Source organism: Algoriphagus aquatilis (assembly GCF_042657405.1).
Classification (GTDB): domain Bacteria; phylum Bacteroidota; class Bacteroidia; order Cytophagales; family Cyclobacteriaceae; genus Algoriphagus; species Algoriphagus aquatilis.
Window position 1 is genome coordinate 161,377 of the sequence record NZ_JBHSKS010000001.1, and the last position, 12,258, is coordinate 173,634.

Annotated in this window: 10 protein-coding genes; all 10 read left to right on the forward strand. The window is 39.3% G+C overall.

Annotation, left to right across the window (positions count from 1 at the left end):
* The first annotated feature begins 1 nt into the window (after position 1).
* The 10 genes from ACFPIK_RS00670 to asnB all read left to right on the forward strand — a co-directional run bounded on the left by ACFPIK_RS00670 (position 2) and on the right by asnB (position 12,258).
* Positions 2-1,153, forward strand: a complete 1,152-nt coding sequence (locus ACFPIK_RS00670) for a glycosyltransferase family 4 protein (protein WP_377911162.1) — start codon at positions 2-4, stop codon at positions 1,151-1,153.
* The gene (locus ACFPIK_RS00675) at positions 1,150-2,271 is read left to right on the forward strand and encodes a glycosyltransferase family 4 protein (protein WP_377911164.1); all 1,122 of its coding nucleotides are present in this window, start codon (positions 1,150-1,152) and stop codon (positions 2,269-2,271) included. The genes ACFPIK_RS00670 and ACFPIK_RS00675 overlap by 4 nt, the downstream gene beginning before the upstream one ends.
* On the forward strand, positions 2,268-3,353 hold the full coding sequence (locus tag ACFPIK_RS00680; protein ID WP_377911166.1) for a glycosyltransferase: 1,086 nt from the start codon (positions 2,268-2,270) through the stop codon (positions 3,351-3,353). The genes ACFPIK_RS00675 and ACFPIK_RS00680 overlap by 4 nt, the downstream gene beginning before the upstream one ends.
* Entirely contained in the window at positions 3,354-4,514 is a 1,161-nt protein-coding gene (locus ACFPIK_RS00685) for an acyltransferase family protein (RefSeq protein WP_377911168.1), read from the forward strand. It abuts the gene before it with no gap.
* A gap of 156 nt (positions 4,515-4,670) precedes the next feature.
* The gene (locus ACFPIK_RS00690) at positions 4,671-5,945 is read left to right on the forward strand and encodes an O-antigen ligase family protein (RefSeq protein WP_377911170.1); all 1,275 of its coding nucleotides are present in this window, start codon (positions 4,671-4,673) and stop codon (positions 5,943-5,945) included.
* Positions 5,946-5,962: 17 nt separating this feature from the next.
* Entirely contained in the window at positions 5,963-7,159 is a 1,197-nt protein-coding gene (locus ACFPIK_RS00695) for a glycosyltransferase family 4 protein (protein WP_377911172.1), read from the forward strand.
* Complete coding sequence (locus ACFPIK_RS00700; RefSeq protein ID WP_377911174.1) at positions 7,156-8,043, forward strand: NAD-dependent epimerase/dehydratase family protein; 888 nt, start codon at positions 7,156-7,158, stop codon at positions 8,041-8,043. Before ACFPIK_RS00695 ends, ACFPIK_RS00700 begins: the two co-directional genes overlap by 4 nt.
* Positions 8,044-8,045: 2 nt before the next feature.
* Complete coding sequence (locus ACFPIK_RS00705; RefSeq protein ID WP_377911176.1) at positions 8,046-9,086, forward strand: glycosyltransferase family 4 protein; 1,041 nt, start codon at positions 8,046-8,048, stop codon at positions 9,084-9,086.
* A 518-nt stretch (positions 9,087-9,604) separates the two neighbouring features.
* Positions 9,605-10,390: a phenylacetate--CoA ligase family protein gene (locus ACFPIK_RS00710; RefSeq protein WP_377911178.1), complete on the forward strand. Its 786-nt coding sequence runs from the start codon at positions 9,605-9,607 to the stop codon at positions 10,388-10,390.
* A 20-nt stretch (positions 10,391-10,410) separates the two neighbouring features.
* Entirely contained in the window at positions 10,411-12,258 is a 1,848-nt protein-coding gene (gene asnB / locus ACFPIK_RS00715; RefSeq protein WP_377911180.1) for an asparagine synthase (glutamine-hydrolyzing), read from the forward strand.

Here is a 12,258-nt window from a genome sequence, read left to right on the forward strand (position 1 = left end):
TATGCACCTGTGTTACCTGACAAATGAATATCCGAAACCTGGTCAAGCTCATGGTGGTATTGGAAGTTTTCTTAAAGTGATTTGCCCAGCATTGGCCAAAGAGGGCCATAAGGTTACCGTAATTAATGGTACTGATGGAGAGAGGGAGGTAGTCGAAAGAGAAGGGGTCACCATTATCTATACCCCTTTTTCCTATAGAAGAGGATTAGCTTGGTACCATAATTACAGTGCTGTTGACAGAGAAATCGAAACCCTCCATCAGAACAATCCAATCGACATTGTGGAAGGTTCTGAGTTAAGTTTCGCATTTATTACCAAAAGGAAAGACATCGCTTATATCATCCGTCTTCATGGCGGGCATCATTTTTTCGCAGAAGGTGAAAACAGAAAGATTAACCTATGGAAAGGATACCAAGAAAAACGATCCTTTAAGAAGGCGGATGGATTCATTGGTGTTTCCAATTATGTAGTTCAACATACTTCTAAGTTGCTTTCATTGAATAATAAGCCTGTTCAAGTGATCATGTACCCGATTAATCTTGGAATGTTTGAAGGACAGGATTTTTCTAAAATTGAACCCTACAGTCTTGTTTTTGCTGGAACTTTAATTGAAAAAAAAGGAATTCGCCAACTGTGCTTAGCAATGGAGTCGGTCGTCAAGGCCTTCCCTCAAGCCGTTCTTCATGTCTATGGAAGGGATTGGAATGATCCTAAAGGCAAATCTTACCTTTCTTACCTCAAATCTCAATTATCTCCAGCGATCTTAAACCATGTTCTCTTTCATGGACCTGTGGACCAAAAGGACCTCCCTGAGATTTATGCTAAGGCAAATTGCTGTATTTTCCCCTCTCATATTGAGACTTTAGGATTAGTAGCTCCAGAAGCTATGGCTATGAAACGTCCAGTGATATATACATCACTAGGTCCGGGGCCTGAAGTAGTGGAGCATGGAATATCGGGTTGGTTATGTGACCCACACAGTCCTTTGAGTATTGCACAGCAGATCATCGAAGTATTTTCTGACCCAATTGAAATGCAAAAAAGGGCGATTGCTGGCCAAATTAAGGTTAATCAGCAGTTTAATATTAAATACATCCTGCCTCAAAATTTAGAGTTTTATCAAAAGGTTAGAGCGGGTTTGAATTTCAGATGAGATTTTTGATCGTTTCCCATGTAGTTCATAAGCGAGTAGGAAGTAGTTTTTTTGCTTATGGCCCATATGTCAAGGAAATGAATCTTTGGCTGAAGTATGTAGACGAGGTGGTAATCCTTGCTCCCAAAATCGAGCATGTTTCTCCGGATCCGATTGATTTGTCATATCAGCATCAGAAGATCACCTTCGTAGAAGTGCCAGAATTCAATCTTTTGTCTTGGAGATCTAGATTCCAAACGATTTTTTCACTGCCCTCGATTTTTCAAAAGGTCTTTTCAGAAATGGCGAAAGCGGACCATATCCACCTTCGATGTCCTGGTAATATGGGATTGATCGGCGCTTTGGCTCAAATCTTATTTCCGAAAAAAAAGAAAACTGCGAAATATGCAGGTAATTGGGATCCGGAAAGTCCTCAGCCGCTAACCTATAAGTGGCAAAGAAAGATTCTTGCCAGTCAATTTTTGACTAAGAATATTCAAGTCTTGGTCTATGGAAAGTGGGGTAAGCCAAATAAAAATCTCCTTGATTTTTTTACAGCAAGCTACTCTGAGCAGGAAAAAACTCCTGTAACTACTCGAATCCTTCAGGAAACTCTTCAATTGATCTTTGTAGGCAGCCTACATCCAGGTAAAAATCCTATGATCAGTTGTCATACCGTAAAATCCTTAGCTGAAAAGGGGATTGTAAGCGAACTGCATCTTTATGGAGAAGGTTCAGAAAGAAGGGCGATTGAAGAGTTCATCAAATCAGAAAAGCTTCAACACCAAATTATCCTTCATGGAAATGTATCTTCTCAGGAGCTAAAAGACGCCTACCAAAGAAGTCATTTCTTGGTATTTGCCTCTGAGACTGAAGGTTGGCCGAAAGCTGTAGCAGAGGCAATGTTTTGGGGTTGCTTACCGCTTACTACGAAGGTTTCTTGCGTACCCTACATGATTGGAAATGGGGAAAGGGGAGATTTGGTTAAAAAAGATGCTCAGGAGATCGCCGATAAACTTCATCATTACCTCCAAGACAGAATATCATATACTCAAAAATCACAACTAGCCATGGACTGGTCTAGGCAATTTACCTTGGAAAGATTTGAGTCAGAAATCAAAAAATTGGTGGTTGGGTGAGAAAAAAGGTATTTTTTCAAATTGTCGACACGCTCTCCATGGGAGGGACAGAGCGGATGAGTATCAATATTTCCGCAGTTTTTTCAGAAAAGGGTTGGGAAAGCCATTTAATTGTTTCTCGTAGAGGCGGAGGGCTTGAAGCTCAAATTCCGGAGGGTGTAATTGTTCATTTTTTAAATAAAAAAGCATTCTATGACCTATTCGCCTTTTTTAGGTTATGGCGTCTTGTTCAAACCTGCGGTCCGACTTTGGTACACGCTCATAGTACTTCCATTTACTGGGCTGTAGCGATCAAGTGGCTGACCTCTAAATTTTTCCTTGTTTGGCATGATCATTTTGGATTAAGTGATCAGTTAGATGTTTATCCAAGAAGAGAAATGAAGTTTTTTGCCCGATGGATCAATAAACTCATGGTTGTCAATGAAAAGCTGGAAAATCATTGGAGAAAAGAACTTTCTGGAAGGGAACTGGATATCCTATTTGTAGGAAATTTTCCTTGGCTCAACTTAAAGACTCAAGATAAATTTGAAATTTTTACATTTCTGAATTTGGCGAATTTTAGGCCTCAAAAAGATCAACTCAATCTTATAAAGGCAGTTAAGATTCTTACTTCTCAGATCCAAAAATTTCAAGTCTTGATGGTAGGGGAGTGGATTGATAATGAGTGGATTGCCAAAGTCAAGGATGAGATTTCTAGCCACGGATTGGAGGAATACATCCAATTGATAGGCCCATCCACATCTGTAGAATCTTACTTGGCAAAGTCTCATGTGGGTATCCTTAGCTCAGAATCTGAAGGCCTTCCGGTTGCTCTTTTGGAATATGGACTCGCCAGTTTGCCAGTGATTTGTACCAATGTGGGTGATTGCCAAAAAGTTATTCCCAGTGAAGAGTTTGGCTGGGCAGTGAGTCCAAAGAACTCTAGCCAACTTGCAGGATCAATGCTTGAGGTACTTACTAATTATCCAGATGCAATTCAAAGAGGTAAGCGGCTGCAAAAGAAGGTCGAGCATGAATTTGGAAAAGAATGCTTTTGGAATGCTTATCAAACTTTGATTTCTCCAAAAATTCAACTCGTTTAAATGGGGAATTGGATTTCAGTTTTCAGGCGAACTACCACTGGAAAAGGCTTTATTCCTGAGATAGATGGTCTCAGATTTTTAGCAATCATGACTGTAGTCGTATTTCATTTCCATTATCTTTTTTCAAAAGAAATAGAAGGAAAAGTAACCATGGATTGGGTAGACGGTGGTATGACTACTGCTGGCTGGTGGTTTTCCAGATTGGATTTGGGTGTCAAGGTGTTTTTCGCAATTAGCGGTTTTATCTTGAGTGTTCCATTTATTCAGCAATACTGGTTCAATGGTAAATCTATCTCTATCAAACAGTATTTTATTCGTCGGTTGACTAGGCTTGAGCCACCATTTTTAGTGGCCATTACAGGGTTTCTACTAGTCCACGTGGTGGTTTTAGGAGCAGATTTTGGACAATTGCTTCCTCATTATTTTGCCACGTTGGTGTATTTGCATACGGTGATTTTCAATGAATATTCCATTATTAATCCTGTAACCTGGAGTCTAGAGACGGAGGTGCAATTTTATATTCTCATTCCCATATTAGCGTTGGCCATTTTAAAACCCAACCGTCGACAGCTGGCATTCTGGGTACTTATTTCCTTATTTTTTGGTTCCATCTACATGAGAGGATGGATTCTAAATGAGGGGCCATATGGAATGATGGCCAATATTGCAGGCTACTTCAGTCATTTTTCAATAGGCATTGGTTTTGGTTACTTATTCTTAATCCGGGGAGAATGGTTAAAAAAGAAAAGCCTGATTTGGGATGTAATTGGACTAGTTTCATGCATCTCTTTTTTCATGTTTTATAAACCTCAGGCTGGCTTTTATAATCAATTGATTTTCAATATTTCCATCTTTATTTTGTTTTTGTCAGTTTTTAAAGGCTCAATTCATAACTGGCTTTACACTCGACCACTAGTTTATCTTATAGGAGGGATGTGTTATACAATTTACCTGTTGCATTTAGCCTTCTTTGGATTGATAGTAAAGATTTCCCCTTCTATTTTCCTTTTTGAGAATTACAGTTCAAACTTTTATTTTCATTTCACTATAGCGTTGGTCTTATTGATGGTGATTTCTGCTCTATTTTTCATCTGGATAGAGAAGCCATGTATGGATAAAGAATGGCCTAAAAAGTTAAAGGAAAGATTATTCGCCAAGTAAGGTTTCTATCGTACTGAATTCAAGTTTGTGATTAAATACCTTTTAAATTATCGATCAGTTCTTTTTTGGATGGGCATTCATGCCTTGTTGGGTTTTGCATCCTTGCTAAGTCCTTTCCCGCTGATCATTTGGTTTTACCTAAGTTTTTTTACATCCATGGTTCAAGTTCTTCGGCCATCGACTCCACCATCCATATATGCTGCGATGATGGTGTATTTGCTTTCTTTTGAGCTGATTGCCCGTATGGCCCAAACCTCTCCATATATCCCATATGAGATGGGGAAATATCTATTTTTCATTCTTCTTGTAATCGGGATTTTGAAATATAGGACTAGCCAATGGCCTGCTTTATGGATGGCCTTGGCCCTCATCCCAGGAGCTATATTGGATCTTTCAGGTCAAGTTTCTTTTCTTGACATGATTTTTAATTTTCTAGGTCCACTCAATGTTGCTTTGGCGATTCTCTTTTTTAAAGGCAAGCGCTTCTCCAGAACCATGTTTATGAATCTGATAATTTTGATGATTTATCCAATGGTGGCTGTATTGGCTCACGCTATTTTTAAAGCTCCTGATCTTGGTGACGTAGAATTTGAGTTAGGTGCAAACATGGTAACTAGTGGTGGCTTTGGTTCGAATCAAGTTTCGACTGGACTGGGTCTGGCTTCATTTCTGGTATTTATTTTCTGGATTAACAATTGGAAACTGACAGGATATCGATGGTTAGATACCACTTTACTGGCAGTCTTTATCCTTCAAGGTTTATTGACCTTCTCCAGAGGAGGAATGGTGACTGGATTTTTAGGGATTTTTGTCCTACTAGTTGTTTTGAGAAATGCCAAAACTTGGCAAATAAGGAAATACAACCTACCTAGGATAGGGAAATACCTCATCCCATCGTTTATTCTCATCATGGGGGTCTTTTTTGCTGTAAATCGACTTACCGATGGAATGCTTTTGCTCAGGTATCAAGGTGAGACCGCTGGCACAGTATCTGGATCCAAACAGAAATCACTAAATACCATTACCTCTGGAAGATTTGACATATTTACAGGGGATATTGATTTGTTTTTGGAAAACCCGATTTTGGGTGTTGGCGCGGGTGCTTCTAAATATTTGAGAGAAAAAATGACGGGTGTGGTGGCTCACGTAGAATTAAGCCGCCTTTTGGGTGAACATGGGCTTCTTGGGGTAATTTACTTTCTTATTTTGGTTAATTATGGGCTTAAGCTACCAAGATCCAATCCCAACCCAGCCTTAGTTGGGGTAGTAACTGCACTTTTTGTGGTTGGCGTATTTACCAGTTTTCATGCTGCTATGAGAACTTTTGTTTCTCCTATGACGATTGGGTTAAGTATGGTTTTTATCCGAGGTATAGCTAATCAGAAGGTAAAGCCAAAGAATGAGGTGAATCAAACCGTGGTCAAGCTCTAATAGGGAGCATTTTCAAAATGAGGATATTGATTTTTTATCAGTATTTCGGAACTCCAAAAGGTGGCTGGAGTACCAGATATTATGAGTTTACCAGGAGATGGGTAATGGAAGGAAATGAGGTTACTGTTGTGACTTCTCCCTACTATAAATCTGATATTAGGGCTGAAAAATTCATCGAAAGGAGTTCGATTGAGGGAGTCAATTTGATTATCATCAATTCGCCAGATTCGAATAAAGATTCATTTGTCAAAAGAGCATGGAATGCGCTAAGGTTTAGCTTGGTCTCAATTTTTTATGCATTGACTGAGCCTCATGATGTAGTCATTTCTAGTTCGGGACCAATAACTACCGCTATTCCCGGGCTGATGTCAAAATGGTTTAGAGGAAAAAAACTGGTATTTGAAGTTAGGGATCTTTGGCCAAAAGGAGGTATAGAGCTTGGAAAGCTTTCTAATCCCTTGGCAAAAAGTGTTGCATTGGGATTTGAAAAGTTGATCTACAACAATTCAGATGTAGTAGTTACTTGCTCTTCAGGAATGCAATCCGGTGTAAAGGAGGTTTCAGGAAATGTCAAGACCTTAGTCATTCCAAACTCATCAGATGTAAGTTTATTTTCTTCAGATGCTCGTTTACCCCATTACCCAAAGGGGTTAGATCCAACACTTCCAATTTTTATTTATGCAGGTTCCTTGGGACTGATGGATGATTGCAGACAGATTCTAAAGGGAATAAAGGCCGCAAAAGATCTTGAAATAGCATTTGTATTTATTGGAGATGGGGCTGAAAAAGAACTTCTGCAACAGCTAACACAAGAATATGGCTTGGAAAAGAAAGTTTGGTTTCTTGGTTTAATTCCAAAAGTAGAGGTGGTCAAGTGGCTTCAGCAAGCGAGGGCCAGTTTTGTCACTTTTAAAGATTTGCCCGTATTACACACTAGCTCACCCAATAAAATGTTTGATTCGTTTGCTGCCGGAGTTCCTATCATCCAATCTACGAGAGGCTGGATTGCAGAATTAGTCAGAGAAACCGAATGTGGCATTAACGTAGATCCAAATCATCCAGAAGACATTGCCCATGCCTTAAAACTATTTGTCCAAAGGCCTGATCTGGCAAAGAAAATGGGTGATAACGCACTTCAATTGGCAAAGACTGAATTTAGCCGAGATTACTTGTCTCAGAAGTTTTTAAAAGGAATTCAACAAACCCTAAATTGAAAACCCTACTCACAGGAGCCAGCGGGTTCTTAGGTTACTACTTAAAGGAGCAATTCCAAAACGAACTCATCACCTTGGGGAGAGGATCTTCAAATTCCATTCGTTGTGGTCTAGATATAGAGATTCCTAATTTGCCTCCTGTAGACTTAGTCATCCATAATGCGGGATGGGCACACAGAATTCCCAAAACCCCTGCGGAAGAGAGTAAATTTTATCAGGTAAATCTTTTTGGGACAAAGAACCTCCTCACAGGATTGGAAAATTCTGGTGTTCTTCCTAAAACAATTGTATTTATTAGTACCGTAGCGGTCTATGGTCTTGAAAAAGGAATGGGAATTTCAGAAAAAACAGAACCTAGACCTGAAACTCCCTATGCCAAAAGCAAACTTGAAGCAGAGTTACTTTTACAGGGTTGGGCTACTTCTAAAGGTGTGAATCTTATAATACTCAGGCTTCCATTAGTCGCAGGAGCAAAAAATACTCCCGGTAATCTGGGGGCAATGATTCGAGGAATTAAAAAAGGGTATTATTTCAGGATTGGTGCTGGGAATGCTAAAAAATCCATGGTTTTAGCATCTGATGTGGCATCCTTGGTGCCGACACTTGTCTCCAAAAATGGGACCTTCAATCTTACTGATGGTGAAAATCCAACTATTGCTGAGTTGGAAGATTATTTGGGGAGTTTCTACGGAAAAAAAATAAAAACAATTCCAAGTTGGCTTTTGAGAATTGCGGTCTATTTGGGTGATCGATTTTCAATCCTTCCTATCAACTCTTATAGATTGGCAAAACTTAGTGATTTTCTGACTTTTGATGATGCCAAAGCAAGAAATGAACTAGGTTGGAATCCTAGGCCTGTCATCGGAAACCTTGATTTGACCTAATAATGGATAAGCCTAAATCAATCCTCTTTTTGGGAGAAACCTATCGGGCAGATGCTCAAACCTGGATCAAGGGTATTGAATCTGTTTCAGGCATTAAGGTAGACACCTTGGAAGTAAAAACCACCAGGACCCGATTTAACAGGATTTTGGCATTTTTTGGATTTGCTTGGAAAATAATCGTGCTCAATTTCACCAAAACTTATGATTTGGTTTTGGCTGAGAGAGCTACCAGTTATGGTTTGTTCTCATTGTTGGTTAGAGCTAAAAAACGAATTGTTGCGCAGCAAGGAATAACGGATGCTTGGCCAGAGTCGGGTTTTTCAGGTTATTATAAGCGGATTTTGCAGCGAACAGTCTATTCAAAAGTAGATCTAATTCATGCTTGGGGAGAAGTGATGGTTCCTGCGATGATCGAATCCAAAGCAGATCCGAGAAAAATAATGATCCTTCCCAAAGGGATAGATTTGACCAAATATATGATGGTTGAAAAAAAAGATCCCGCTCTAGCTATTGTTACTCGCAGTTTTACAGAGGTCTACCATCATGAGGACATTTTAGATGCTTTGGCTCTGTTAAATAGGCATGGATGGTCACTTAACCTGATCATGGTTGGAGATGGGTTTCTAGCAGATCATCTTAAAAGAAAAACAAAAGAATTGAATCTTTCGAAACAGGTTACTTTTACTGGAAGAATTCCAAATCAGGAACTACCAGCCTTGTTATCCAAAGCCTCGATTTATCTTTCTGTACCAGAAACTGAAGGGGTTTCAGCTTCTTTGTTTGAAGCAATGGCTACTGGATGTTTTCCGATTGTCACAGATTTGCCAGGCACTCGGGCGTTTATTAAAAATGGCGAAAATGGTTTTTTGGTACCGGTCAACTCACCAATCGAGATTGCCAATGCACTGACGAGTTATCTCGAAAATCAGGAGGTCTTCAAAGATGCTGTTAAGGCCAATAGATTATTTATTGAGGAAAATGTAAATCTCCAAAAGAACATGAATACCATTTGGAATAGGTATTTGGAGATCTTTCAAAATTAAACTTTAGGATGTCAGGTTTTCATAAATGGCTGTATTTTCAAGGAGCAAAGCGCCGAAATCCTTCGATATTTCAGCATTTTTCCGAGTTAAAGAAAACAGAAAAAATCTCCCATGAGCAGCTTAAAGAACTGAATGAATCGAGGTTAAGACAGCTCTGTATCTTTGCGTACCAACACAGTACATTTTATAAAAAACGTTTTTTGGAAATTGGATTCGATCCTGAAAACAAGTGGTCTTTGGATGAATTTAGAAAAATCCCTCCTGTCCAAAAACGGGAATTAATCGATTTCAATAAGGAAATTCACACACCTTCAAGTTTTTTCAAAAAAAGGTTCTTCGTGGAGACTTCAGGTACTTCAGGGGAAATCTTAACTTTTTTCAGAGACGAATCCTGGGATTCCTTCAATAGGGCATCTATATGGCGAGGATACAGTTGGTTTGGGGCTAATCCTTGGGATCGAAAGCTATACTTTTGGGGGTATAATACCGCGCCCCTCAAAAGGTTAAAATTGAGGTTTATGGATTTTTTGGTTAATCGATTTAGACTTTTCGATTATGACCCGGAAAAGCTAAGGAAGTTATTACCCAAGCTCAAAAAGGTAAGTATTATCGAAGGGTATAGCTCGATGATTTATGAATTGGCAAACCTTATTGCGGATAAAAAGCCACAATTTGACCAGCTGAAGTTGGTAAAAGGGACTTCTGAAAAAGTATTTCCTCATTATCAACCCATAGCAAGCAAAGTCTATGGAATGTCGATAGCCAATGAATATGGTTCCACAGAGTCGGGGATTATTGCTTTTGAATGCCCAAAGGGTAGCATGCACATCAACATGGAGGGTGTTTTTGTAGAAAAAGACCCAGAAGATGGAGGGATTATGGTGACCAACTTGCAGAGTTATTCATTCCCTTCGATCCGGTATAAGTTGGGAGATCAGATAGAATTGGCCGAAGATTCATTTCGCTGTTCATGCGGGATGGAGACACCTGTCATACGAGAAGTGACAGGCAGAATTGGCAAAAAAATATTTGGAAAAGATCAGATTTACCCGAGCCTCACCCTTTACTATATTTTTAAGAATCTTTATTTCAATCAACATCGAACAATAGACTTTCAAGCGCATCAGTACGAAAAGGGGAAGTTGGAAATATGGATCAAAGAGCCTGTCACAGCCGAAATTCAGGAGTTAGTTTTGACAGAGGCGGCCAAGTATTTTTCAGATATTGACGTGATTCTGATCGAAAATCACGATTTCAGACAGCAATCAGGTAAACTTCGGGATTTCGTTTCCCATTTGGATTAATTTATCATCTCCAGAAATACATGTGCGGAATAGCAGGCATTATTTATAAGAATTCGACAAACGTAACCTCTCAAGATCTTGATTCTCTAGGGAATAGTATTCTTCATCGGGGTCCAGATGCTTCAGGTAAGTACTTAACTGAAAATCTGGGTTTCATTCATCGCAGGCTTTCCATTCTAGACTTGACGGAAGCGGGAAATCAGCCCTATTGCTCAGAGGATGGACGTTATATCCTCGTTTTTAATGGGGAAATCTTCAATTTTAATGAATTCAAACCTGAACTTTCTCAACGAGGATATTCATTTCGATCCCATTCTGATACGGAAGTCCTTCTATACCTCTTGATCGAATACGGGGTTTCAGTGTTGCCTAGATTAAATGGTTTTTTTGCCTTTTCTTTTCTGGATAGGGCAAAAAAAGAGCTAGTCTTAGTTCGGGATAGATTTGGGGTAAAACCTCTTTTCTATGGACAAGATCAACAAAGGTTCGTCTTTGGAAGTGAGCCTAAAGTTCTGTTTGCAGGAGGATTAGAAAAAACGATTAATTCATCTGCACTTAATGAGCTCTTTTTTTACAGATATGTGTCCGGAGAAAATACCGTTTTTAAGGGAGTGAGGCGACTTCTTCCAGGCCATTTGATGAGGATTTCTACTGGAGGCAAATTACTTGAAACCAAGCGCTGGTTTTCGCTCAAAGATTCTGCATTAAATCACGCCTCAATTTCAAAGCCTTTGGAGTGGTTTGAGGAAGTTTTTCACCAGTCCATTCGATATAGGATGATATCCGATGTCCCTGTAGGTACTCTCCTAAGTGGAGGGTTAGACTCAAGTTCTGTGCTTTACAGTCAGGCTTCGCAGGGATTTCAAGGATTGAGTTCTTGGAATATCTCTTTTTCAAACTACCAGCATGACGAATCTGCAGTAGCCAGAAACTTTTCAAAAAGCTTAGGAGTCGATTTCCATACGCATGAATTCAAGGGCGAAGAATTGATGAGCTTAGTGATGGAGGCAATTCATAACCATGACGAACCTTTAATGCACCTTCAGGATGGGCATATTCTGGGTATATCCAAAAAAGCCAAAGAAAAAGTCACCGTTTTGTTGAGTGGGGAAGGTGCAGATGAGATTCTTGGGGGATACGTGAGGTATAAAGTTCATGATAAAGCTTTTAGATACCAGCTTTTGCAATTTTTGAAGTATGTGCCTGATCGATTCTTAACCAAGGAGCGATTAAGAAAAATGAAGAGGTACCTTCAAGAAGGAAAGGAGGAGTTTCAGATGATGTCTAATTCCAATGAGAATTTCCTAAGTGACTTAAATAGATTTGGGGGGATTCCAGGTGACCTAATTATTCCTTACAGAGAGCAAATACTAGAAGAGGCAAAATCACTTTATCCGAAAAACAGACTCCGTCAACTGCTTTATTTAGAGCAGCATACGCACTTATTTACCCTGAATGATCGAAATGATAGAACCACGATGGGAGCTTCTATTGAGTGTAGAGATCCATTTCTAGATCCTAATTTGGTGATTGGTGTAGCGAGTTTGAAAGATGAGTGGTTTGATACGAAAGGAAAGGGTAAAAAATTGTTGTTTGATTCTGTTGGTAAGCACCTGCCGGATTACATCACCAAGCATCCGAAAATTGGACTTTCTGTGCCTTGGAATGAATACTTTTTGAAACAAGAGGAGTTCAAACAGCATTTTGAAAAGATGCATAAAAGTGTGCTGTTTGAATCTGAAACCTTTGAAAAACTCCAGATTTCAAAAATTATAGCAGACTTTAAAAAAGATGGAAAAACAAACTATGGCATGATCAGACAGCTGTTTTTTCTATCATTATGGTATAATTATCAGTTTAGCGGATAA

Excerpts from the sequence above, each read along its gene's own strand:
- ACFPIK_RS00670 (WP_377911162.1), top strand. The coding sequence starts at position 2 with ATGCACCTGTGTTACCTGACAAATGAATATCCGAAACCTGGTCAAGCT.
- ACFPIK_RS00675 (WP_377911164.1), top strand. The coding sequence starts at position 1,150 with ATGAGATTTTTGATCGTTTCCCATGTAGTTCATAAGCGAGTAGGAAGT.
- ACFPIK_RS00685 (WP_377911168.1), top strand. The coding sequence starts at position 3,354 with ATGGGGAATTGGATTTCAGTTTTCAGGCGAACTACCACTGGAAAAGGC.
- ACFPIK_RS00690 (WP_377911170.1), top strand. The coding sequence starts at position 4,671 with ATGGTTCAAGTTCTTCGGCCATCGACTCCACCATCCATATATGCTGCG.
- ACFPIK_RS00695 (WP_377911172.1), top strand. The coding sequence starts at position 5,963 with ATGAGGATATTGATTTTTTATCAGTATTTCGGAACTCCAAAAGGTGGC.
- ACFPIK_RS00705 (WP_377911176.1), top strand. The coding sequence starts at position 8,046 with ATGGATAAGCCTAAATCAATCCTCTTTTTGGGAGAAACCTATCGGGCA.
- ACFPIK_RS00710 (WP_377911178.1), top strand. The coding sequence starts at position 9,605 with ATGGATTTTTTGGTTAATCGATTTAGACTTTTCGATTATGACCCGGAA.
- asnB (WP_377911180.1), top strand. The coding sequence starts at position 10,411 with ATGTGCGGAATAGCAGGCATTATTTATAAGAATTCGACAAACGTAACC.